At 41.1% G+C, this 23,142-nt stretch carries 23 protein-coding genes; 8 read left to right on the forward strand and 15 right to left on the reverse strand.

Going from position 1 to position 23,142, the window contains the following annotated elements; all coding sequences use genetic code 11:
- Positions 1-62: 62 nt before the first annotated feature.
- Complete coding sequence (locus HNR44_RS13630; RefSeq protein ID WP_184404871.1) at positions 63-1,031, forward strand: NADP-dependent oxidoreductase; 969 nt, start codon at positions 63-65, stop codon at positions 1,029-1,031.
- Positions 1,032-1,111: 80 nt separating this feature from the next.
- Here HNR44_RS13630 and HNR44_RS13635 read toward each other — a convergent pair whose 3' ends face one another.
- The 3 genes from HNR44_RS13635 to HNR44_RS13645 form a co-directional block, all read right to left on the reverse strand.
- Positions 1,112-1,408 carry a YerC/YecD family TrpR-related protein gene (locus tag HNR44_RS13635; RefSeq protein ID WP_184404872.1) on the reverse strand — a complete coding sequence of 99 codons (297 nt, stop codon included), beginning with the start codon at positions 1,406-1,408 and terminating at the stop codon, positions 1,112-1,114.
- Between the two features lie 30 nt (positions 1,409-1,438).
- Positions 1,439-2,467 (reverse strand): DUF3048 domain-containing protein, encoded by a 1,029-nt coding sequence (locus HNR44_RS13640; RefSeq protein WP_184404873.1) that lies wholly within the window; start codon positions 2,465-2,467, stop codon positions 1,439-1,441.
- An 83-nt stretch (positions 2,468-2,550) separates the two neighbouring features.
- The gene (locus HNR44_RS13645; protein ID WP_343069513.1) at positions 2,551-4,215 is read right to left on the reverse strand and encodes an adenine deaminase C-terminal domain-containing protein; all 1,665 of its coding nucleotides are present in this window, start codon (positions 4,213-4,215) and stop codon (positions 2,551-2,553) included.
- A 400-nt stretch (positions 4,216-4,615) separates the two neighbouring features.
- On the opposite strand from HNR44_RS13645, the gene HNR44_RS13650 reads away from it, so the two are divergent.
- From HNR44_RS13650 to HNR44_RS13665, 4 genes are all read left to right on the forward strand, one after another.
- Positions 4,616-4,819, forward strand: a complete 204-nt coding sequence (locus HNR44_RS13650) for a YgaP-like transmembrane domain (RefSeq protein WP_281381425.1) — start codon at positions 4,616-4,618, stop codon at positions 4,817-4,819.
- 65 nt (positions 4,820-4,884) lie between these two features.
- Complete coding sequence (locus HNR44_RS13655) at positions 4,885-5,679, forward strand: ABC transporter ATP-binding protein (protein WP_343069514.1); 795 nt, start codon at positions 4,885-4,887, stop codon at positions 5,677-5,679.
- A complete protein-coding gene (locus tag HNR44_RS13660) occupies positions 5,679-7,364 on the forward strand; it encodes a putative ABC transporter permease subunit (RefSeq protein WP_184404877.1) in 1,686 nt (561 codons plus the stop codon). Before HNR44_RS13655 ends, HNR44_RS13660 begins: the two co-directional genes overlap by 1 nt.
- Before the next feature lie 353 nt (positions 7,365-7,717).
- Positions 7,718-9,130 carry a hypothetical protein gene (locus HNR44_RS13665; protein ID WP_221434311.1) on the forward strand — a complete coding sequence of 471 codons (1,413 nt, stop codon included), beginning with the start codon at positions 7,718-7,720 and terminating at the stop codon, positions 9,128-9,130.
- A 32-nt stretch (positions 9,131-9,162) separates the two neighbouring features.
- Here the strand turns inward: HNR44_RS13665 and HNR44_RS13670 are convergent, their stop codons facing one another.
- The 10 genes from HNR44_RS13670 to HNR44_RS13710 all read right to left on the reverse strand — a co-directional run bounded on the left by HNR44_RS13670 (position 9,163) and on the right by HNR44_RS13710 (position 16,833).
- The gene (locus tag HNR44_RS13670) at positions 9,163-9,606 is read right to left on the reverse strand and encodes a pyridoxamine 5'-phosphate oxidase family protein (RefSeq protein WP_184404880.1); all 444 of its coding nucleotides are present in this window, start codon (positions 9,604-9,606) and stop codon (positions 9,163-9,165) included.
- A gap of 90 nt (positions 9,607-9,696) precedes the next feature.
- Positions 9,697-11,058 (reverse strand): amidohydrolase family protein, encoded by a 1,362-nt coding sequence (locus HNR44_RS13675; protein WP_184404881.1) that lies wholly within the window; start codon positions 11,056-11,058, stop codon positions 9,697-9,699.
- A gap of 332 nt (positions 11,059-11,390) precedes the next feature.
- Positions 11,391-12,026 (reverse strand): HD domain-containing protein, encoded by a 636-nt coding sequence (locus tag HNR44_RS13680; RefSeq protein WP_184404882.1) that lies wholly within the window; start codon positions 12,024-12,026, stop codon positions 11,391-11,393.
- Positions 12,027-12,314: 288 nt separating this feature from the next.
- Positions 12,315-12,464, reverse strand: coding sequence for a tyrosine-type recombinase/integrase (locus HNR44_RS17860; RefSeq protein ID WP_281381436.1), 150 nt, complete (start codon positions 12,462-12,464; stop codon positions 12,315-12,317).
- Between the two features lie 43 nt (positions 12,465-12,507).
- Positions 12,508-13,317 (reverse strand): tyrosine-type recombinase/integrase, encoded by an 810-nt coding sequence (locus HNR44_RS13685; protein ID WP_281381426.1) that lies wholly within the window; start codon positions 13,315-13,317, stop codon positions 12,508-12,510.
- Positions 13,318-13,669: 352 nt separating this feature from the next.
- Positions 13,670-14,176, reverse strand: a complete 507-nt coding sequence (locus HNR44_RS13690; RefSeq protein ID WP_184404883.1) for a replication initiation factor domain-containing protein — start codon at positions 14,174-14,176, stop codon at positions 13,670-13,672.
- On the reverse strand, positions 14,173-14,367 hold the full coding sequence (locus tag HNR44_RS13695; RefSeq protein ID WP_075037435.1) for a hypothetical protein: 195 nt from the start codon (positions 14,365-14,367) through the stop codon (positions 14,173-14,175). Before HNR44_RS13695 ends, HNR44_RS13690 begins: the two co-directional genes overlap by 4 nt.
- On the reverse strand, positions 14,354-14,845 hold the full coding sequence (locus HNR44_RS13700) for a hypothetical protein (protein WP_184404884.1): 492 nt from the start codon (positions 14,843-14,845) through the stop codon (positions 14,354-14,356). Before HNR44_RS13700 ends, HNR44_RS13695 begins: the two co-directional genes overlap by 14 nt.
- A 226-nt stretch (positions 14,846-15,071) precedes the next feature.
- Positions 15,072-16,376 (reverse strand): FtsK/SpoIIIE domain-containing protein, encoded by a 1,305-nt coding sequence (locus HNR44_RS13705; RefSeq protein ID WP_184404886.1) that lies wholly within the window; start codon positions 16,374-16,376, stop codon positions 15,072-15,074.
- Positions 16,377-16,482: 106 nt separating this feature from the next.
- Positions 16,483-16,833: a hypothetical protein gene (locus HNR44_RS13710; RefSeq protein ID WP_221434312.1), complete on the reverse strand. Its 351-nt coding sequence runs from the start codon at positions 16,831-16,833 to the stop codon at positions 16,483-16,485.
- A gap of 182 nt (positions 16,834-17,015) precedes the next feature.
- On the opposite strand from HNR44_RS13710, the gene HNR44_RS13715 reads away from it, so the two are divergent.
- From HNR44_RS13715 to HNR44_RS13725, 3 genes are all read left to right on the forward strand, one after another.
- Positions 17,016-17,606: a hypothetical protein gene (locus HNR44_RS13715; protein ID WP_184404887.1), complete on the forward strand. Its 591-nt coding sequence runs from the start codon at positions 17,016-17,018 to the stop codon at positions 17,604-17,606.
- A gap of 233 nt (positions 17,607-17,839) precedes the next feature.
- Positions 17,840-19,702, forward strand: coding sequence for a DEAD/DEAH box helicase (locus HNR44_RS13720; RefSeq protein ID WP_184404888.1), 1,863 nt, complete (start codon positions 17,840-17,842; stop codon positions 19,700-19,702).
- 6 nt (positions 19,703-19,708) lie between these two features.
- A complete protein-coding gene (locus HNR44_RS13725) occupies positions 19,709-20,020 on the forward strand; it encodes a hypothetical protein (RefSeq protein WP_184404889.1) in 312 nt (103 codons plus the stop codon).
- Positions 20,021-20,535: 515 nt separating this feature from the next.
- On the opposite strand, the gene HNR44_RS13730 is transcribed toward HNR44_RS13725, so the two are convergent.
- Both HNR44_RS13730 and HNR44_RS13735 read right to left on the reverse strand, forming a co-directional pair.
- Positions 20,536-20,931: a VOC family protein gene (locus tag HNR44_RS13730; protein ID WP_184404890.1), complete on the reverse strand. Its 396-nt coding sequence runs from the start codon at positions 20,929-20,931 to the stop codon at positions 20,536-20,538.
- A gap of 173 nt (positions 20,932-21,104) precedes the next feature.
- Complete coding sequence (locus HNR44_RS13735; protein WP_184404891.1) at positions 21,105-22,577, reverse strand: protein adenylyltransferase SelO; 1,473 nt, start codon at positions 22,575-22,577, stop codon at positions 21,105-21,107.
- Positions 22,578-23,142 lie beyond the last annotated feature (565 nt).

Consider the following 23,142-nt stretch of genomic DNA (forward strand, 5'->3'; position numbering starts at 1 on the left):
GGTTCCATGTGTTATAAGCACATAAATAGGGAAAACCGTTGTAGAGAAGGAGGAATTTTTTTATGAAAGGGATCGGAATTCATAAATATGGAGATGAAACACAACTGACGATCATTGAAGCAAAGCCTATGAACCTCGCCTCTGATCAAGTGAGGGTTTCCATTCGCGCTAGCGGTGTAAACCCTATCGATTGGAAATTACGAGAAGGGTATTTAAAGGACGTCACACCCTTTGACCCTCCCCTCACATTAGGGTGGGATGGTGCTGGTAAAATTACAGAAGTCGGTGAAGACGTAAAGGACTTGCAGGTGGGGGATGACGTATTCTTCCGTCCTGAGCTCACAGAACACGGCACATATGCAGAAGAAATCGTCACAGAAGCAGATTTAGTTCAACGCTTACCGGAAGGTTTAAGTTATGTAGAAGGGAGTTCTTTACCACTTGTTGGTCTGACAGTGATTCAGGGATTATCTGAAATTGGAAAATTACAATCCGATCAGCATGTCCTGATCCTCGGCGGTAGCGGTGGTGTAGGTACGATTGCCATTCAAATAGCCAAGGCCATAGGGGCGAATGTGACAACCACGTGCAGCGCCAAAAATGCAGATTTTGTAACGGAACTAGGTGCCGATCATGTCATCGCCTATGACCAAGCTTCCATCCAAAAAGGAGGTCCATCGTTCGATTTATTATTCGATGCTGTCGGCCCCGAAGCCTATCAAGAAGCGATCACTAGGGTGAATTTAGGGGGAACAGCGGTAAGTATCGCCGGCGGTGCAAGTGCAAATGATGAGATCTCTGCTGTAGAAAAAGAACAGAACATCTACGCCGAAAACATGTTTATGACTCCAGACAAGGAAAAGATGGCAAAGCTCAAAACGTATGTCGATCAAGGACAAGTGAAACCCATTATTTCGCACACCTCCCCCATGACCATCGAAGGCGCCAGGCAAGCGCACATCGACAGCCAAAGCAACCGCACCCAAGGGAAGATTGTTTTAACTCGCGAAGCTGACGGCAAAATCGAATAAGGGAAACGCTGAGCACCCAACAGGACATCTGTAAGTTCCCGCAACTTGCGGATGTCCTTTCCTTTTCCGTATGATCCCCATTAATCTTCGCCGTGCACGCGCCCGAGTGTCATTTGATAACTTTCGTTTCCGTAATTGAGACAGCGTTTCACACGGCTGATCGTAGCTGTGCTCGCGCCCGTTTCCACTTCAATTTTGTGATACGTGTGACCTTCTTGAAGCATGCGGGCAACTTCCAGCCGCTGCCCGAGAGACTGTATCTCGTTAATGGTGCAAAGGTCGTCAAAAAATTGATAACATTCTTCAAGGTTATTTAGGGACAGGATCGCGTTGAACAACTGATCAAGTTCCTTCCCGCGTAACTTGTCAATTTGCATAGAAAATCCTCTCTTTCATCATTCTGTTTCCTAACTATCTATGGTTACTTGATCCAATGAAGGAACGATATTAATCCATGTAGCTCCTTCTTTCAACGGGGCAATCTCCTCACCATCTGTAGGTAAAATACGCCCCCCATCATTTTCCCACTGAAGCTCACGCATTTCACCGTCCTGCAATAAGAGTGCTCTCCCGCCTGCATCAAGCTCGATCGAGCGTCTGCCCTCATCATCCACAACTTCATGGGCTGCTTCCGCGATCAACACGTTATCAGCTGTCAATGCTTCACCTGTCTCAGCATCATGCATGGGGGTGCCATCGCTTGTTCGCAGATAGTGACCATCGACTTCATCATAGTTGTATCCGGCAGTGGAAACGTCCCGGTATGTAATGGTTACATCCGCAGCCATTTCTCCTTCAAGGGGTGTTTCTTCAATAAAAAGGGGGTCAATCTCTCGCTCAATAGGGAAACCCATGCTCTTTAGTCCCTCTATTACATCCGTAAAAGAAATGTACGAATTGTGAGGTGCTGATCGTTCAGCGTCCCGTATAAAAATAGGTTCGTCCTCTTCCATTCCATTTAAATGATCAATTTCCCCCGCTTGTAACCTACGTTCCGATCCGGGACTCCAGCCATGAGCAATAAACATCGCATCATACCCTTGAGCAATATCGATAAAATACTCACGTGCACTTCGAACTGGTCCTATACGCTCTGGTTGTTCACTGTGGTAAAGCGCCACAAACCGCGTAACCGCCCCTTCGGTTAACACTTCATAAACGATATCCGCTTCACCAAGCCCTGATAAGGGACGTGCATCTCGGGCATTGCTGATGACAACGGCAAGCGGACGATACGGAGTTTGTCCCTTCTCCTCAATATTTTCCCCGGTTAACGGGTAAGACCGATCAGGTTCCACTCCCGTTTCTTCCGCTTCCCCATCTTCTTGTGGCAGGGGCGGATCGTCATGTTGCTCATCATCATTACAGGCAACAGTCAAAGTAAACATGCCGGCCGCCGCCACTTTACATAGCCACCGTATCTCTCTTCTCATCATCTCTCTCCTTGCCGTGATATTCCATCCATTAGAGTATCACCATAAGGAACTAGAAAACTAGCGATTCTTGTCTCTTCTTTATTTTAACGCATTATCGTAGGAAAGAGCATACTTTTCTTATGCACATCATAGATTCCTTGAGCCGTTATTCTTACATATGGCAAGTGCGTCGAAGTGAAAAAGAAAATGCTGTATAAAGGATCTTCATACGGATAACCGCAATCTTTCAGGACATTAACGAAGGTAGCATGTTGCTCCATAACCCCTTCCATTGACTGATCAGACATCATGCCAAAGTAAGGGAGTGGCACTTCGAGCCGGCGATCTTCACGCTCATCATCTTCGATAAAAATCCCGCCACCCTTTGCTTTTAGCTTCGCAAACGCTTCTTTCATAGCGGCTTTCTTTTTACCAATCATAATGATATCGCCAGTGATTGAAAATGTCGTTGCCAAACCGTCAAGATCCGTCGCAAAGCCTTTAAGGATCGTACTCATCCGCCAGTGTCCATTTTTATCGATCATAACAAAATAACATTCATCATGTTCGTTGCTGAGCGTGTCTGTTGTCCCGTCAATATCAATCCGGTAGGGTTTCAGTAATACGTTATTAACGAGATGAATCCCCATAGGCATCGAAAAATGCAAGTCTTCTTCCTGTAAATCCCAAGGAATCCCTTTCACTTCGGAAACGTACGGTTCCCAATTAAAAGGTTCCGGTTCGTTCACTACGTTCTTGTCTTGTACGATCCACTCACCTTTCGCGATGACCCCGGACGGTGTCGGTTCCTGCAAATCATCTAGGAAATTAAGATGAGCAACCCGACCTGGCGCAATCATACCGTGGATATCATCAATCCCATAATGCCGGGCAACATTATAAGATACCATCTCATAGGCCGTCAAAGGATCAACACCTTCATCGAGCACGATTTTGAGAAGCATATCCATAACCCCTTGTTCATAAAAGCCTGGATTTCCTCCGTCGGTCGTAAGCAAGAATCGGCTGTAATCTTCAATGCCGGCCTCTTTCAGCTCCTTGATCAGGTATGGCAAGTCAGGCCGTAATGATGAATGCCGCAAGGTGGTCGTATACCCGGCATCGAGTCTGCGCACAATTTCCTCACCAGTAATCGCTTCGTGATCGCTTGTTACCCCGATTAAAGCGAGTTGCGCCAATGTCTTTTCCGATGCCCCCGGCAAGTGCCCTTCAATCGGTTTATTCGCCTTTTGCACCTTTTCCATCCAATGTAACATGGAATCATCACCGGCAATAACCTTCGGCCAGCCGCTTAATTCGCCCCCCTGAACTACGAGCGGATGATTGATCCAATCATTGATCGATTGCGGAGTGAATAAACGATTTTCTTCCTTCGTCTCCGTTTGAGCATCTAATCGGCTTGCCCAATACATGGATGAAGGGCCTTTGTTTAAGTCTTCAATTAATGACAGCGCTTTCTTTTTTTTCAAATGCATGAGGAAAATCAGATTATCATTGAAGATGGTACTTGTTCCTCGTTTCAACGCATAATCCGAAAATGCACGGGGATGATATAACATGAATGGATGGGCATGATGTTCGATATATCCAGGTACGACATATTGATCTTTAGCATCATACCACTTCGTCCCTGTCGTCTCTGTTGGCAAGCTCTCCCCCACGTACACAATTCGGTCGTTATAAATCCAAATGTTCGCTTTCGTCCATTGTTTACGTCCACTATTCAAGTACGTCGCATTTGTGATCACAAGAGTCGGAGCCTGTTCACCACGTACAACACTGATTTGGTTCCGTTTCGTATCTTTATTCCATAATGACAATGAAGGATGGATGATGGATCACCTGCTTTTCAAATTGTTTTAAGAGGTTGTTCAAAAGACCCGGGAAAAATAGCTTTCGTTTCTCTTCGTCGTCTTGCTTCTGCGCTCCTCACGTATAAAATCATACGCTCCGGTGCTCGAAGCTACGTCTTCTCGGCCTACTCGTCTCTTATTGTCCTCCTTTTTGAACACCCACTTTAACGCTTTCCGATTCCTTTTAATACTATCGTAACATATGTTCACTACTTTTATTATAAAAGTGAGTGACATCCTTGTAACAATGTTCGGCAGAAATTCTTCCACGAAAATTATCAGAGAGGTGATGACGATGAATATTAGTAGAATGAATGGAATTATAAGGGTGGCTTGCGGGTGTACGCTCGTTGCTTGCGCTGCAGCGAAACTGAGTCGAAAACCTATGTGCTTCACCGGTTTGTTGTTCGCCATGTGCGGGGGCACAAAGATTGGGTCCGGTCTTCTGCGATATTGCCCGATTACCGCTCGTTTTTCTAAGAAAAAATACAACAGATAATTGACTTTAAAATTCACCTTTGGTTACGATGAATGGACCAAAGGTTTTCTATTTGCGGTGATATAGTGTCAGAAAACAAGCTTGTCTTACATAACTTATCGAAATCGTTTAGCTCTGCTACTGTCGTAAAAGACCTTAATCTTACGGTTAAACAAGGAGAATTATATGGATTCCTAGGTCCAAATGGATCTGGGAAAACAACGACAATGAAAATGATCTGCGGGCTTCTAGAACCGAGTAGAGGATCGGTGGAAGTCGCGGGTTTTGACGTTTGGAAACATCCTTTGGAAGCAAAAAAACGTCTCGCTTACGTCCCAGATCAGCCTCTTCTTTACGAAAAATTAAGCGGAGAGGAATACTTATCTTTTATCGCAAGTGTTTTTCACATCCATCAAGATGAATTCCAAGAAAGAAAAGATAAATATGTCGAATGGTTTGATCTTCAAGGTCAACTCTCTCAATGGATTGAATCATACTCACATGGAATGAAGCAGAAGTTAAGCTTAGTCGCTGCACTCATTCATCAGCCAGACATTATTTTTTTGGATGAGCCAACGGTTGGTCTTGACCCCAAGGCTGCCCGAGTAATGAAAAATTTGTTAAGAGAACTGTGTGATAATGATGGCTTAACGGTTTTTATGAGCACCCATATCCTGGAGATTGCTGAACAAATGTGTGATCGAATTGGTATCATCCGCAACGGTGAATGGATTGCTGAAGGGACGATGGAACAACTGCGTTCCAAGGAAGGGGCTCAAGATTCTTCCCTGGAAGAACTATTTTTATCTCTTACAAGTCAAGAGGCTGGCGTCCAGTCCATGATCAATGAAATGAAGCAAGGAGAAGAAGGACCCTCGTAATGATGCTAAGAACGCTTATCCGATTATTTACAAAAATGGCCATATATGACATAAAGTATTCCTCTTCAAAACAGCAAGCGTCACTGATCTTTGCCGGGGGGTTTTTAGGGCTTTTCGGAATTTTTGTATCCTCTTTGCTTGGAGCATCCTTTACAGTTATGGACGACCATCTTATCGTTTTCATGATGACAAGCCTGGTGATTTCCATCATTGCTGGAACGATCATCTTTAGTGTGCCCCACGTTTTTCAACGTCTCTACAGCTCAACTGACCTAGAGTTGCTCTTTTCCTTACCGATTCCGACACAAACGTTATTCATCGCCAAGTTTTATCAACATCTTCTCTCCGTTCCTCTCCTGATTTTCATTGTTGGTGTTGGGTTAGGGACGATTACAGGGGTAACAGGAGGCGCTCATTGGAGCTTCTATCCGCTCTTATTGATCAACTTCTTCCTATTCATACTCTTTGCCCTTGCAATCGTTTATTTTCTTAATTTACTATTGGCTCAGTTTATTCCTGGGTCTCGATCTAAAGAGTTAATGACCGTGATGAGCGCGCTCGGAGGACTCGTATTTATTTTGATGATCCAGATCCCCCATTTATTCATGCCGCAAGTAGACGATATGGAGGTAGGGTTTACATATCCCGGATGGCTCCCATTTACATGGATCGGTGAAAGTTGGGCAGCCTCCTTTACCGGAACATTCTCGGGTTGGAATGTCGTGCAAGTGATTGGTTTTTCATCCGTCACAGCGGCTCTGCTCATCCTTTCGTCCCTGCTCGTAGAACGTGGTTTCCGTCGCGGCTGGGTTCAAATGCAAAGCGAGAAAAAGACGAGAAAAAAGCCTGGGACAAAAAGAAACTCGTCGATTCGCACCCCCGTGGTTGCGGTTCTTGGCAAGGAGTTCCGCTCCTTAAAACGCGATATGCGGGAATGGCTGCATTTTATGCAATTTCTTTTTGTGCCTTTACTGGCTTATGTTTTTCTTTCAGGGCCCGCTTGGGAAACGATTCAAATGCATCCGGAAATCTCCTGGTTTGCCATTCAGATCACAATCTTTTTTCCATTACTTCTTGTTAGCGGTCAATTCTCCTCCACATCTGTGGCACGGGAAGGGCGATCCCTTGACCTTCTACATGTATTACCCATCCGTGGGATCCATATTGCCTCGGGGAAGTTGCTGTTTCATTGGTTAACGATCATCGCGATCATCAGCATCACCCAAATCATTTGCTTTATACTATTTGGATGGTCGATCACCCATACGATCACCGGCATCTTTTGGCAAAGTATAGCCATTGCTGGGATCTGCGGAATTGGTTTATATATCGGCACGCAGTTTGCACGCTTAAACGAGAAAAATCCTCAGCAACGGATCGATGTTGCAGGAACCTTTACCTTGTTGGCAATGGTTACCCTCTATTTTCTCGTTTCGTTATTTCCATTAGGGCTAACCATTGCCCCTGTTGAAATCGTTTCTGTCGTAGACGACATCGAAACGAGCGGATGGATCCTTAACTCCTTGAGTACCATTATCGATATTCGTACCCGTTTAGGAGCTATGGGTGTTGGAATTGCTGCAACCATTATTACGGCTTTCTCCTTCACAATCATGATCCTCACCTTACGGATGAGCGGCCGCAGCTTTGACAAAGGGATCTCCATCGATCACGTACGGAAGTAAGCAGCCTTCTAAGGGGAAGGTTGCTTTTTTTATCCTCTTCACAGTGATTGGGGTGACGTATTACAAATTCGGCGTGGGGGAAGGGTTTTTCGGCGGTTCAGCACGTTTATTCGGCGCACAACCTCGAGAATTCGGCGCGGGGGAAGGGTTTTTCGGCGCAGCAACACATTTATTCGGCGCACAACCTCGAGGATTCGGCGCGGAAGAAGGCTTCTTCCTCGTATGTTTCAGCCGGTCTCTATCCCTTGCTTATTCTATAACTCCAACAAATGCCTAACACATCCAATCTCCGCTTTCATAACGTATGGTATAGAGGCGGACACAAAGACCGTCTGATGGAAGCGGGGGTTGTCATGGAGTTTACACATCTGTTTTTTCTACTGGTAATCGTCACTGTTTTCATCTTCATCTTGTGGCGGAAAAACGTTGTATTCCCGGTGATGCTTGGAACGTTTTTACTCGCCTTCTTTTTCTACACAGATCTTGCACTATTAGACCGGTTGATTTCTTCAGCGCAGGCCGTATTTCTCGCTTTCTTAAACGCAGGCGTTGAACTTTTTGATATTATGCTTGTGATTACGTTGATGGTTGCGATGTTACAAGCGATGCGGGCTATTGGGGCTGCGGAATTAATGTTCTCACCGCTGAAAAAGTTAATGGTGAATCCAACCACAGCTTTTTTTGTGCTTGGGGTTACGATGTATATCGCCTCTCTTTTCTTCTGGCCGACCCCAGCGATTGCACTCGTGGGCACTGTTTTAATTCCGATTGCTGTAAAAGCTGGCCTCCCTGCCATTGGTGCCGCTGTCGCAGTGAATCTGTTCGGCCACGGGATGGCGTTATCGGGCGACCTTGTGGTTCAGGGCGCTGGACGTTTAACTGCTGCCGCTGCCGGCCTGGACATCTCTGAAATTTTGCCATATACAGCCTTATTTTCTTTAGTTGTTGGCCTTATTGCCATTACGGTTGCTTTCTTTTCAATTAAAAGAGGTATGAAAAAAGGAAAGTGGGTCGCCGATGAGACAGTTCTAGATACACAGGATTCTTCTGATACGCATCAATCTCATCCAAAGACTTCAAAATCGATGGCCATATTTGTGCCCCTCATGTTACTTGCCATCGTTGGTCTTATGCTTTACCGTGCCATTTTTCAACCGGAAGCAGCGATTCAAGGCCAAGATGCAACCGCCCTCCTCGGGGGAACCGCCGTCTTGCTTATGATGGTAACGACCTTCGTTAAAAGCGGCGTTCAAGGCATGAGCAATGTTGTAGAATACTTGAAAGAGGGGTTCTTTTTCTCTCTGAAAATCTTTGCACCGATTATTCCATTAGCTGGTTTCTTTTTCCTCGGTCATCCAGAACACGCAGAAGCGGTACTCGGTGAAGGGGCACCAGGGTTTTTATTCGAACTTGGTGAAACATTTGCGCAATACATTGATGGCAATCCGATCATGCTCGTCATTGGTCTCGTGATCATTTCGATCCTCGCCGGTTTAGATGGAGCTGGATTTTCAGGATTACCTCTGGTAGGAAGCTTGTCAGCAGCGCTCGGGCAGGCGGTAGGCGTCGATGTCGCCATTCTCGCTGCATTAGGGCAAGTGGTTACTATTTTTGTTGGAGGTGGAACACTAGCCGTATGGGCTTTCGGTGTAGCGGCAGACGCGGGGATCGCTGGGGTGAAACCAGCGGAACTTGTGAGACAGAACCTCATCCCTGTATTGATTGGTATTGTCTGCGCTTCAATATTGGCGATCTTGTTACTTTAACAGGTAACAGATCGCCGATGTTTTGCCAGGAATTATATACTTGGTACAAAGGACTGGTCACGAACCACCACTGTTTCTGGAACAAAACGAACGAAAATATTGCTATCCCCTAAATTTCTGAACCTGGGGTCCCAATTCTCTTCTTCAGGACCAAGATAGCGCGATAGCAGGCGTTTTGCAATTCCTTGATCAAAAGGTTCTACTGTTGCTTGACCTCTAAATCCTGCGTGCAAAACCTTTCCTGTGGTATGATCCAGCTCGACGATACCAATAGCACATCTAGGTTTTTCTTTTATCCTTCCTGGAAAGCTATCTGAAGAAGTACCGATGATCCAAATACATTCATTGTCCCAATAAAACCACACAGGTGATTCTCTCGGGCGCTCATCCTTTGTTATCGTGGAGAGATGAGCAAATAAAGGTCTCTTTAAAAACTCATTCAAGTCGAAACTATTGCTCCCCCGTATGATTTCCATAGCAAACACCCTTTCGAAATTATTGGACAAAAGCATCAGTATGTCTTCTTCATCAAAAAATGACTCGATAGATTCAAGAACTAGAATATTTTAATGATTACTAACCGGATTACCATATATGTTAAATATGTGATCTCTGGCTTCATTCGCAAGTTTGCGAACCCTTTTTAAATCTGTATTCAGCATTCTTCCATGTCGTTTGACAGCATTCCCGGCTACATAAACAGAGTCAACATTTCCTGTGTGTGTACATTGAGTTACGGTTCCAACAGGATCATTCACAGGAACAATATTTAAATCTGTCGCTCGTATCATAATCATATCTGCATCTTTTCCTGGGGTTAATGTACCAATCTTATCTTCTAGCATTAAGGCTTTGGCGCCTTCAATGGTCGCAGATTCCAGTATCTCTTCAGCAGAAATATGTAATTCAGGCCCTGGCATTATTCCTTCTGATAAAGTCTTCTGGTTCACCCGTGCTCGTTCAGCTTGGAGGGCAAATTTCATTTGTGTAAACATATCCCCGCCCGTAGAAGTAACTACGTCAACTCCTAAGGTTGGTTTTACCCCGTTCTCGATTGATAAACCCGTTGCCGGATACCCGTGCCCCATCATCATTTCAACTTCTGGAGTCACAGAGATGCTCCCACCTTTTGCAGCTAACATTTGCATTTCTTCAGGGCTTATTGCATTAGCATGGGTGAAATTCAAGTCTCTCCCTAACAATCCCGCTTGATCTAACTTTTCAATAGACCGTTCAGTAGACCCCCAAGTACCAAATCCAAGATGCATGCTGCAAACTGCATCTAATTCCCGAGCTACTTCAATTTCCTTTACAGTCGTTTTCCATGAGCTAAATTCAGGACCTCGAATAGCCATCCCCATCGTAAGAAGTTGATCTCTGGATGAAAAATGTTTTTCTTTTATACGACGTGCTTCATCTGTATTATCGATTTCGCTTGCTTGATCCCAATACTCAGCATCTCCAGGAGAACCATGGGCGAAAACAGCGCGGACCCCTGATTCTTTTAAACCTCGGATCATTTCTTCCGTATGATCAGGTGAAATGATCATGGTCCAGTCAAGTAATGTAGTTACCCCTGACTCAAGCGCTTCAAGTGCTCCGAGTAAATTGCCAACGTAATCATCTTGCGGCCGTCTTTGAGAACCAATGTTTCCATAATAAATGCTCCCAAGATATGTTTGCAGCGACCAGTCTGCCCCTACGTTTCGAATAATGGACTCCCATGTATGTCTGTGAGAATCAACTAGACCAGGCATCACAATCATGTTAGAAGCGTCAATAATTTCACAATCATCGAACCCTATTTCTATATTCGGTTTTACTTCAACAATTTTTGAACCCTCAACCAGGACATCAGCCTTATTAAAATTGCCGATCTCTTTATCAAGCGTAATTACAATCCCATCTTTAAACAATTTTTTTGCCAATTTCATACCCCTTTCTAAATGTAAATACATTTTTAATTTCATAGATAGCAAGATTTCAGCTCATGATACGATTGAAATCCCTTTTATAGTGCGTGTTCAAAAAGGAGGACAAAAAGAGCCGAGTCGTTCAAGAACACGTACTTATAAGAATATAACGAAAACATTTATGATTAAAATCTTCACACCGTCACTAATATTGAGCGATTTGATTCCCTTTTTACTGATCTTTCATAAATGCCCACATCGGGCATTTATGTAGGCATAGCAACTTGGCCGTTTTAAAATCTTCAGAGTTGTGGTTTTATCTGAGGCGGATTGCTCATTCTTAGCGATTATTCTGACCACGGAGAATGAAGGATGCATTGACAGAAGTTTTTCTGTTGATAATTCGGGTCCATATAATGCACAACATCTGTTTTGACGTTGCCAAAGGTCGTTTCCGGCTTATGTTTAAAGCCTTCGTAAAATGCGGGAATAATTCGTTGTTTGAAATCATTACGTGGGAAAGCCTTTACGATTTCGTCACGTGAATCAGCAGGGAACTCCTCAAATCCATCTCCCATTACATCTAATCCGACACCTGAATAGAGGAGTGCCACTTCAGGCTCTTTATGCTCAGCAACTCCGAGCGTTGTATGCAACGCAATCGCATCCCACACCCGACGAATTGATTCATCTGGAATCTGATATTGCTGCAAAAAACTTCTTGCTGCATTTGCACCATCCACTTCAAAACGTAAATCCGGGCTGCTGTATTCTTTTGTTAGTCCAAGATCGTGAAATAAAGCACTCACATACAGAAGCTCCAGATCATAATTCTGCTCTAATTTTTGGCCATTGATCGCGCTAAACAGAAAGACGCGATTGGAGTGATTCCATAACAAATCATCCCCATGATCACGCAAAATATCAGCTGCATCTTTTGCTAATTGAGAATCTGGGACTTTAATTCCTGCTACTTCCTGCATTCACAGACTCCTCCTAGAAATTTCATTTATTTTTCTATTTCCCTTATTATTCGATTTTAATCATTGGAATCAAAATCAGGCATCGACGGTTTCTTATGTTACTCGTTCCAAAGATTGAGGAAGAAAACTTCATCATCATCCGCTATTCTCCACTTTTTAATTTCATTCGTTTTCATGAAGTGTCAAAAAGCCTGGTATAACAGGTTTTTGACACTTTTTTTATTTCAGCGGATTTCATCAAATTTCATTTAAGCGTAGTCAAAAACGTAGTCAAATTGAAGTCATTTTTTATAAATCTATATAGCTTGAAAATTTTTGTATTGCCTGTTCTTGGGCTTTGTCAGTAACGTGTGTGTATATATTCATAGTGGTTTTTATGTCACTATGCCCAAGCCGATCTTGTACTTCTTTTAAAGTAGCACCAGCTTCAAATAACAGTGAACAATGCGTATGCCGTAAACCATGTTACTCTCATTAAATGTTACTTCTCTTGCACGTATATAATCCAATCATGAGTTTTGTTAGGTTGTAGTAGTTCATTCTCTGTATTGCTGAAAACAAGTTGAGTTGGCTCAGAGGTATTGAAACCCAGTTTAAAGTATTCATCTTTCTGTTTCTTTTTCCACATTTTTAATACGCTCATTGTTTGTTCATCCATCTTAATCGATCTGGCTTCATTCGTTTTTGTTGTCTTAACGTAAAGTTTATTGGCTTGTCCCCGAGAAATGGCTTTATTTATCCTTATTTCATTAGTATTAAATCTTATGTCATTCCAGGTAAGCGTAAAGGCCTCCCCTTTTCTCATTCCACTAAATGCGAGTAAACGGAAAAATACGTGTGCTTTGACGTTTGTTTCGTTTTCAAGGCATGAAAGAAATTCAATAAGCTGTTCCCGGGTGTAGAAGTTCTTCTCGTCTGTTTCATCCGGTTGTTTGTTCTTTTTCCTTGGGACTTCAACTAAATCAAATGGGTTTTTTTGAATATAATCACGTTTTATAGCGAAGTTAAATACTCGCGATGTGTATGCCTTAACTTTGCTGATGTTTTTGATTTTTTCCGCCCAGTTGACAGCTTTTTGACACCTATCAATTTTTTTCACTCTTTTAATACCGTCAATTTCAGCAACTTTCAAACCCAATGTGCGGAATTTAATAAATGTGTTATAGGATATGTTTGCGTATTTTGCGGCAGATTTCAGGTCAAGCCATTCCTGTTGCTCGTTTATATAATTAAAGTATTTTTCGAATTGTGCTTTGATCGTTTTTAAAATATCATGCTCACCTGGTTGCATCGCCTATTTCACTCCTTGGTTTTATACATCCATATTTTCATTGATGAATATATTGCAGTATCAATTTTGGGTACTCCAGAATGTATAATGCATTATTTTTAAGGTGGCCTCTGTCGGCCTCTGTCAAATTAGAGAGGTTTCCTTTATTTGGATTCCCTTTTCCTTTCTTTATCTAATTCAAGCTGTAGATTTGTGTATCGGTCATTGAACAGCCTGAACTGGTAATTTACCATATTAAATAACTCCATCGTCGGACAGTGTGAAATTATCAACTCGTCCAAGATTTGCATAAATGTATGCCTCAATAGTGTCCATGTTTGCTTTAAGCTCTTTTAAATCGTGTGAAATATGGTTAATTCGCATGTGTATCATCCTTTCCCCAAGGCATTCCTTGAGTTAAATAATATGGTTTATATTTATTTATCCACGAGATATGATCATCGTTAGGCTCAAACCCCTCAAAATATTGGGTGTACAAAAACTCTATTAAATCTTGCGCTGTATTATTGCCCCATATTTGTTGAACTTTCCACAATGTGGGGAGAAGGCCAGAACCTTTAATTAAATGTTCTATTGATTGTTCTAACAGATTGTTACGTGGAGATGGTGACTCAAAATGGAAATCTTTTTTATCTAGCAAATCAAGCATCAACCTAGTTATCTTATGAGGTCGATTAGAATTAGTATAAAAGAACATATAGCGATCAATTAGAGAACTAATAATGATATTTTTTAATTCTTCATCGCAGTTACATTCTTTAATTACATCTGTTAATTGATGTGCGTATTCACCAGAAAATTCTGCTTCGACACGTGTCCAGTCATCGACTTGCTTGGCAATATGGCGCATATGCTTCATGATAGTTGTTCCTCTTTTTTATCATAAATACGTAAATGGACTTTAGTGTTTCGCCCTTTTGCCCCTATATACAAAGTTTGTGCTTGGAAGTCTTTGGATACATCGGACAATTTTGAGTTGTTCTTCTTATAAGGTTTTTCTTTGTTATCTTCAATAACTTTTTGTAGATAGCTTTTATTAATATTTCCCATAACGCAATTCAGTCCTTCCTTCCTCTATGGAACGTTTTAATTTAGCAATGTCAATGTTCTCATTTAAAAAGTCACAGCACATGTCGATTCGTGAAAGTCTAAACTCATAATCATCTGATTCAATCATCTGGAAGAAGTTGTGTAAATGAATTGGCTCATTAAATTTCTCCGCATATCGCTTTCGATACTCGTGCCATGCGTATGCACTGAATTTAACAATCACGCCCATTTTAGAAAATGCTTCATGGTATGCGATACAAAAGTAAAAAGGTGCATTAATTAGTGAATAGCCTACAGTGTAGCCTTCTGGCAGTTTAGTGTCGGATTCACCTAATTCGTCGAATAGCATATGCATTTTAGAGTTTATTAAGAATGTACTGACTATGTTTTTTGCAACCCATTCACGCCAATCATCAAAGTCGAATACATCCGTTGTTTGTAGCACGAGTGTAAATTGATCAATGTCTGGTTTAATCATGTACTTTTCACTCCTTAATATATAAAACTTTCGGAAAAGTTTTATAAGGTTCATAGCCTATTAGGACAGGCTTGGTTATGGTTTTTGCTCCTAACTGGAGCTGGGGTGATTACCTGCACCCCAGCTCTCCTAAAGGTTGTAAAGCACGGGCGGAACCTTCCCCGCCTAAACGGCGGGGAAGGTTCCGCTCTCTGTGCCGGTATTCCTTAAGGAAAAGCTAGGTTCCCTAATTCAAAAAGCTACAGTATGGTACTGTCAACAACCGTGGTTTGTCTGTGCCGGCTAACCCTGGGTAGCTATAAATCCCTTGACCAGCAACAAACAGAACTGGCGGTACATCTACACCAGAAGAAAACAGAGTTCTATATGTTTGCTCATCACTATCACCTAAAGCAATCTTTAAAACGAGCTGTTCTCTAATCGCTGTTGGCATCGTCTGTGCATTCATTTGTTGCGTAGCGACCCATAGAATACACCCTAGTTGACGGCCCATGAAAGCAACGTCAGACAGTATGCTATCGACTTTATCACGTTCCTTTTTTGCTAAAGTCTTCCATGACTCTCTTAAGGCACCGAACTCATCAATAAGCATGAATAAGGCAGGTAAGCCAGCATCCTTGTAAGTTTTGTTACGGTTTGATTTGAAATACTCTTGTAACTCATTTTGTCGTTTTTTCATTCGGTCATGAAATTGTTTAATCAAATTAATAGAGTTGGTTTTGTCGGCAGTACGATCACTACCAATGGTGCATTTAGCCATTTGGTAAACGTCTGTGCGCTTCGGATCAATAATGAATAACTCATGATTTACATTTTTTGAAAGTACTTGTTCAACTAGCATTTGGATAAAAAACGATTTACCACTACCTGTTTGCCCGACTAATCCCATATGATGAAACGGTACAGTTGCACGTTCATCTAAGCGTAAGGCATAGTCGTCTGATGTCTTGTTTGACCATTCAATCAATGTCTTTGCTGACTTAATCTCAAGTTGTTTCTGCGCTCCAATAGAATAGAACTCGTACACATACCAATTGCGATCTTGTGATAAATATTGACGTTCGCTAACGAATCCTTTTAATGCTGCATCAATTCGCATATCCTCAAGCTTTTTATCGAAGTTAATAGAATTCTGTATTAGCACTTTTCCAGTTGTCCTAATTCGATTATCATCGAATACAATCTTTATCTTTGGTAATCTCACTAAACGATTGTCAAATTCCCGTTCATCCTCAAATCGTGCATCTTTTATTTGCCTTCTTACCCTTTTAGTTATTGAGTAATAGCTGATGGCAAAAGACAGGCCTTTCCAGCATTTATTACGAATTCCCCAGCAAATAAGTAAGCAGCATGTTACTGATCCAGCGAGTGCTAAGAAAATGTTTGATTCAACGGTCGGTAATTGGATGATTGTAATTCGCTCAACGAATAATGGATAATATTTATTAAAGAACAGCCAAAAGATTAGGGAAATGATTATGATTGAAAACGAGAAAATACCGCGTTGCATCCTATATGTTTTCTTTTTCATCTAATTTCACTCCACTATACTTCCATTCCGTCTTCGCTTCGCTACGGCGGTCACAATCAATAACGAAGTATTGACAAAGGAACAGGGGCTAGTTGCCCCTGTTTTTCTATGGTTGAATATCGATATCATCAGCCTTGACTGAGAGTTCAGACATAAAAGTTCCATATACACTTGCAGTTGGGTTAACAAACTTAATTTTGCTAAATTTCTTATACTTTTTCGGTTGCTGTGGTACTTTAATTATAATTTGTTCTCCAGCATTCAAATCGGGCTCGACATCTTTACCTTCGTATTTGGTATTGTCTGTAGCGATAACACATTTATATTTCGTACCCAGTTGCTTTGTAACCTTTCCGTCCTCATAATCGCTCCAAGGTTCATGAGCCATCACACGAACGTCTTTTTCTTTGAAAAAAGCATTGCAATCAAAAACATTAAAGCTCCTTAATTTCTTCATTTTAATCTTCACTCCTTTTCTGGACACTATTATTTTTTATTGAAAAATAATCCTGCAGGAATTACTTTCAAATCCTATTTTACGGGCTTTATAAGCGTTCAACAATGGTCGAGTAATGGGTGGGTTTTTTGGACACTTTCCGATAATTGTGCTAGTTTGTTTAATGAAAGGAGGGGGAAATAGTGGATAAAACTATGATTAATATAGAAGAAGTATTGTGGTTGGTTAATTCTGAAATGGGATATGGTACAGATAGTTACTCACTTAACGTTTTTAAGACATTAGATAAAAAAGACGAAAAAAAGTATTTAGTGCCTGCTAAAGCTATAAAGCGCTATATAAGAAGTTATATTGAGAGAAAATTTAAAGAAAGAAATAACAAACCTCCTGTTACTTACGAAGATTTTGACTCGATTATAAAAATCGTAGGGGATGGTAAGGGGAGAAAGTACGAGAAAGATGGTATCCTCCGTATGTTAGAAGATGAAAGAATAAATGAATTGATAACAGGTAGGTTATACGAAAAAGCTTACCTGTTTGAAAACGGGAACGGTAAACGTATGATAGTTCCTAATTTCGTTTGGGAATATTACAATGAAGAAACAAATATGAAGTTTGAAGATATTGAGCAAGCGCAACATTATGTTGATATTAAGGATGATACGACAAATACATTAAAAATGAAGTTGCACATTATTCAACAAGAAATTGAGAACAGGAAAAAGTTTGAGAACATGATTGAGAATACAATACAGAGACAAACGGATGCATGAGTTCCTAATAATAAAAAGTGCTCATGCTTTTAATTTTGTGAAGATTTGTATTAGGTACTCTGATTGATGAAGTGTTAGATGAAAGAATTTTAAATGGGTACTTGGAAATGGGAGTTTGTATGAAAAAATGGTAAAATATTGTACAATTAAATTGCTAGATTCCACCACCTCTTTTATTAAATATGGTTAATAATACATGGGGGTATCTAGTATTTATATAGGGGGGTATTAAAATGGGGAAATACTTTAAAGAAACAAAAACGTTTATTTCAAATAATATTTCACTTAGGAAACCACAAAGGTTAGCTCATAAGAAATTAAAGGATAGCTTCGAGGGAGAAAATTACACACACAAAATTATTGTCCTTCCAACTGGGGCGGGGAAAACAGGAGTAATTGGATTAGCGCCGTACGAGATTAGCGAGGGTAAAGTCCTTATAATAACGCCTAGCTTAGTGATTAGAGAAGGAATCTCCGATGATTTCGATACTCGTACTCAGTATAATTTTTGGACGGAAAGAAATGTTATTCTAAATGATGAGAATTTACCTTCAGTATATAGGTTTGCTGGGTATAATACACCCGGCGATAAAAAAAGGGTTACAAGGTATTTGGATAATGCTGATATTGTGATTGCAAACATTCACAAGGTATATAGCTCAAACTCTAAAAAGACTCTTAGAGATATTTTGGACGAAGATTATTTTGATATGATTATTATCGATGAGGCTCATCATTCTGCAGCTAATTCATGGTTGAAAACATTAGAACACTTCTCTGCAAAAAAGATAGTTAAACTAACTGCTACTCCATTTAGGTCAGATGAAAAAGAATTAGATGGAGAAATAATATATGAGTATTCTATGGCAGATGCAATAAATAATGACTACATAAAAAATGTGGTCTCTGAGGACTACACTAATGAAGAATTAAAATTTATTGTGGATGAAGAAACAGTGGATAAGGAAACCGCCTTAGATGTCATGGATAAAAGCTGGGTGACCCGATCAGTTGCATACTCAAGAGAATGTAGTAAAACAATTGTAGATATGAGTGAGCAAACACTGAAAGATAAGAGAGCGAATGGAAATGCTCATCACCAAATTATTGCAGTAGCATGTGGTATTCAGCATGCTAAACAAATAAAGGAGCTTTATGAGGAGACAGGTCTTAGTGCGGAGTATGTAACTAGTGAAAGTCCAGAAGAAGCTGAAAAATCTATAATTGAATTTAAAAAAGGGCAATTAGATGTGTTAGTTAATGTTAATATGCTTGGAGAGGGTTTCGATCACCCAAATATTAGCATTGCTGCTATCTTTAGACCATTCAGAACATTACCTCCATATGCTCAGTTCATAGGTAGAGCTTTACGTAGAATTAACGAACCAAATACAATAGATGACATAGACAATGTTGCGCACGTGGTATACCATAAAGAGCTTGATTTAGACGAACTATGGGATTATTATACTGGACAAAAAGAAAAAGCAGAACGAAAAAAAGGTATTTTAAGAGAATATGATGAATCTATCTATGAAAAAGATTCTAGTGTCGGGCAGGTAAAAGCTGACGGTGGAGTAGTTAAAACAACAAAAGAATTTTTAAGTGACGGTGTAGGTAACCAGTACAGGAAAGCTTTAGAAGATGTAATTAGAGAGAGAGATGCGGAACTTAAATCAACTTCCGAAAAAATGAAAGCCGCTGGAATTTCTGAAGAAGAAATAGAAGACTTTATTCATCAACAAAGAAGGAAGTTAGAACAAGACATTGATGCTAAAGCTAACAAATTACGTGATGAATTAATAAGAGAAGAGCTTCATGAAATACACAAAGAAGATATAGCTAATCAAGTTGAGCTTTTATTTGAGAGAGCAGATGTTGATCCAAAAGGGGACGATCTTCCATCTAAATCTGCTAACCCAATTTATTCTTCAGCGAAAACTAATGACGCTTATGTTATGATGTACATTAATTATAATTTAAAACAAAAGTTAAAACGAGGCATTGACGAATGGGAAACTTATGACTTTGATGAAGCGAGGAAATTACTTCCTGATTTGATTGATCGGTTATATAAAAAACTTATCGAGAGGTAGATGAATATGAACAGTCTAAAAAAAGCTGCAGAATATTTAATGTATAAAGGTCCAACTCTTAATGAGTTGATCTTTGAGGCGGAGAATAAACATGCTGAATACATTATCAACAATTTGGAAGATGGTAAAATTCTAAAAGTTAAATCAAAAACCTCATACAATTTAGAAATAATTGACAAATATTGGTTTAATGTTGACGGTGAGTTATATAAACAAACATTAGTTATGAGAAATAAAGAGAAAATTGTTTTTGATAAATATCGAGAAGCATATGCTTTATTAGAAAAGATCGAACCTAAGGATTGTATGGTATCATAACCTTTAACAAATCGACTGTCTTTACCATGGTAAGAAATTTTAAAAATCAAGTACTGAATAAAAAGTAAACGTAGTCAAACACGTAGTCAAAAATATCAAATGCCCCCGCAAATATTAATAATATAGTGTTTTCGGATGGTTCAGTTCGAGCCCGCTATTCTCGAAATGCCTGGTTGTTTAAGGGAGGGAGAATAAAACCTTCAAAGTGAATTGTTTACAATATGAAAATCAAGGAAAAAAGTGATAGTGTTTGCAGTCATTTTAGGTGGTTTGTTGCTTATTGGATTAAATGGACAACAAATCTAAAGATTAGATCGAGTTAGAGGCATTCAGGAAAAAAATCAGTTCCGAAGGGTGCCTTCTATTTTCAAAGGCTAACTCTCGTTTAATACTATGCACCGTAAAAGCTTATGGCTGAAAAGCAAGGCGAGGAAGAGATACGAAAGCTATTATGAACAACCCTATAAGACTTCTAACTGTCAAATCCTCTTGCTTTATCAGCCATCCATTGTCTCTTATTTTGTAAAGTTCAGCTCCCATGAGATTCCATTTCTGTCCGTAACGATCGCGTGCTTGGCACCCCAAAACGTATCCTGCAGTTCCATTTTAATCTCTCCGTCTTTTGATAACTCGTCGTAGATCCTGGTGATCTCTTCTTCGCTGTCTAGGTCAGGACCAAGAAGGATGTTAGTGCCTTGAAGAATCTTCTCATCAAATACATCAGCCATATATAAGGTGCAATGATCGTTGATATGTAATTCTGCGTGAATGTACTTTCCCTCATGACCTTTAAACATTTCAATGCCGTCCGATAGCTGGGTATTCTTAATTTCTCCACCGAAAATCTTCTGATAGTACTCTATTTGTTCCTTGCAATTCTCGATCCTGAGATGAGGTACAATTTTTTTCATGTGTTTTTTCTCTCCTTTAAAAGTCTGTTTGATGGTTACTTGATATTATACATGATCGATCTATTTTTTGTTGATGGATTGTCATAAACTTTCAATAGAACACTGGTTTCCTTAAAAAAAACAGAGAGGACACCACCTGTACGAGTTGGTGCATGCCTTCTCGATCACTTACGTTAAGTCCCACAATAAGTTCGATAAGGCCGACTCGATGGTTCAGGTGGTTCCGCGTATTCATCTTGTTTAGAAGTATGCGCGTAAGGATTTGAAAGAACCTCCATCAACCGTTCCATCACGCTATAGTCTCCTTTTAGAGCAGCTTCGAGTGCCTCTTCTACCCGGTGGTTACGAGGGATGATTGCAGGATTATTGTTTTTCATCAACTGCTGAACCTCATCTTTCGATTCTTGTTGTCTGCTTAGCCTTTCCTGCCATGAATTATACCATTGATCAAATGTTTTCGTTCCGGACAGTGCCGTATCTTCCGGTTGATCAAACGTTAATGCACGGAACGTATTCGTGTAATCGGCACGTTGCTCCTCCATCATATGAAGGAGATCTTCAATCAGGTCTCCATCCTCTTCCTCTTCCCCAAATATGCCTAATTTTTTTCTCATGCCGGCCAGCATGTTACGTTGATACAAATCTTCAAAAACGGAAATCGCATTCTGGGCAAGGTCCACAGCCTGTTCTTGATCATCATCAAGTAGTGGCACGAGCGTTTCTGCAAATCTTGCAAGATTCCAATTGGCGATATACGGCTGATTGCCATACGCATAACGGCCTTGGGTATCTATCGAACTGAATACCGTTTTAGGGTTATACGTATCCATGAATGCACAAGGCCCATAATCAATCGTTTCGCCACTGATCGCCATATTGTCAGTATTCATTACTCCATGAATAAACCCAACAAGCTGCCAATGGGCAATTAACGCTGCCTGTCGCTTGATGACTTCCTCCAGCAAATAAAGGTAACGGTTCGGCGCAGTCTCGGCCTCCGGGAAGTGTCTTTCCAGCGTATAATCAGCCAACGCTCGCAGTTGCTCAACATCACCTAAGCCAGATGCATATTGAAAGGTGCCGACGCGCAAGTGGCTCGCAGCCACGCGAGTCAAAATCGCCCCGGATAAGGCTGTTTCTCGATATACCGGCTCCCCCGTAGTGACGACGGATAAACTACGCGTCGTAGGAATACCGAGCGCATGCATCGCTTCGCTTATGATGTATTCGCGCAGCATGGGGCCAAGTGCCGCTCGACCATCACCCCCGCGGGAGAAAGGGGTTCTACCTGAACCTTTAAGCTGAATATCCATTCGCTCACTTCCAGGAGTGATTTGCTCCCCGATTAAGAGTGCCCTGCCATCCCCTAACATCGTAAAATTCCCGAATTGATGCCCCGCATATGCTTGAGCAAGGGGAAAAGCTCCTTCAGGAACCCGACTGCCGGCGAGCACCTCTACGCCTTTCTGATTTTTCAGCATTTCGACATCCAACCCGAGGGCTGCCGCTAATTCAGAATTAAAAATAACCATTTCCGGTGATTCTACAGGATCTATATCAATATTGCTGTAAAATACTTCGGGTAGATGAGCATAACTGTTTCCCAAGTTCCACCCAGCTTCGTTTATTCCTTTTGGATTTGGCATAGTATCTCCTTTCTATTTTGTCTTTGACAGTCTTTGCTATCACCTTCGTTCACTCCGAACGACCACTACTGAACTCTCCTCTGTATCATATCATGTCTTTATCTCATTCCTTCGGACACTGAGAAGCTTTACCACGAACTTATCCGAGAAAAACTTTTCAAACGTTTCAATGAAGATCATCCATTTCCTGTCTTTACTTATGGACTTATCCTTCACCCTCATTCGTGTTTGCATTCTCGATCGGGTATAATTCATACTCCCAAGAATGGAAACATTCTTGGAGCAATGTAGTAGCTCAAAGGAACCTCCACAACCTCTGAGCACTGCTGAGAAGGAATCCCTCCTTGCCCTTCATTTTGCACATCAATCCAAGTATGTACCGACGGTTCATCCTACCGTAAAATAAGGTGATACCCGTCAATTCTTATTTCAGCACCATCTACCTGATTGAAAGCTCAATGAATGCTTTCAGATCTTCTTCCGTCTCTTGTTCACCAGATATTGGGTTTTGAACTCGTTCTTCGCCACGTTCCGTCGGAAAGACGACCGTACCATCTCATCTGGC

Origin of the sequence: Geomicrobium halophilum (genome assembly GCF_014207655.1) — a bacterium.
GTDB lineage: Bacteria > Bacillota > Bacilli > Bacillales > Marinococcaceae > Geomicrobium > Geomicrobium halophilum.

Coding starts and splice junctions, on each gene's coding strand:
- HNR44_RS13650 (WP_281381425.1), top strand. CDS start 4,616: ATGAATATTAGTAGAATGAATGGAATTATAAGGGTGGCTTGCGGGTGT.
- HNR44_RS13630 (WP_184404871.1), top strand. CDS start 63: ATGAAAGGGATCGGAATTCATAAATATGGAGATGAAACACAACTGACG.
- HNR44_RS13665 (WP_221434311.1), top strand. CDS start 7,718: ATGGAGTTTACACATCTGTTTTTTCTACTGGTAATCGTCACTGTTTTC.
- HNR44_RS13680 (WP_184404882.1), bottom strand. CDS start 12,026: ATGCAGGAAGTAGCAGGAATTAAAGTCCCAGATTCTCAATTAGCAAAA.
- HNR44_RS13705 (WP_184404886.1), bottom strand. CDS start 16,376: ATGAAAAAGAAAACATATAGGATGCAACGCGGTATTTTCTCGTTTTCA.
- HNR44_RS13640 (WP_184404873.1), bottom strand. CDS start 2,467: ATGATGAGAAGAGAGATACGGTGGCTATGTAAAGTGGCGGCGGCCGGC.
- HNR44_RS13700 (WP_184404884.1), bottom strand. CDS start 14,845: ATGATTAAACCAGACATTGATCAATTTACACTCGTGCTACAAACAACG.
- HNR44_RS13685 (WP_281381426.1), bottom strand. CDS start 13,317: ATGCAACCAGGTGAGCATGATATTTTAAAAACGATCAAAGCACAATTC.
- HNR44_RS13725 (WP_184404889.1), top strand. CDS start 19,709: ATGAACAGTCTAAAAAAAGCTGCAGAATATTTAATGTATAAAGGTCCA.
- HNR44_RS13720 (WP_184404888.1), top strand. CDS start 17,840: ATGGGGAAATACTTTAAAGAAACAAAAACGTTTATTTCAAATAATATT.
- HNR44_RS13710 (WP_221434312.1), bottom strand. CDS start 16,833: ATGAAGAAATTAAGGAGCTTTAATGTTTTTGATTGCAATGCTTTTTTC.
- HNR44_RS13735 (WP_184404891.1), bottom strand. CDS start 22,577: ATGCCAAATCCAAAAGGAATAAACGAAGCTGGGTGGAACTTGGGAAAC.
- HNR44_RS13690 (WP_184404883.1), bottom strand. CDS start 14,176: ATGAAGCATATGCGCCATATTGCCAAGCAAGTCGATGACTGGACACGT.
- HNR44_RS13670 (WP_184404880.1), bottom strand. CDS start 9,606: ATGGAAATCATACGGGGGAGCAATAGTTTCGACTTGAATGAGTTTTTA.
- HNR44_RS13730 (WP_184404890.1), bottom strand. CDS start 20,931: ATGAAAAAAATTGTACCTCATCTCAGGATCGAGAATTGCAAGGAACAA.
- HNR44_RS13635 (WP_184404872.1), bottom strand. CDS start 1,408: ATGCAAATTGACAAGTTACGCGGGAAGGAACTTGATCAGTTGTTCAAC.
- HNR44_RS13695 (WP_075037435.1), bottom strand. CDS start 14,367: ATGGGAAATATTAATAAAAGCTATCTACAAAAAGTTATTGAAGATAAC.
- HNR44_RS13660 (WP_184404877.1), top strand. CDS start 5,679: ATGATGCTAAGAACGCTTATCCGATTATTTACAAAAATGGCCATATAT.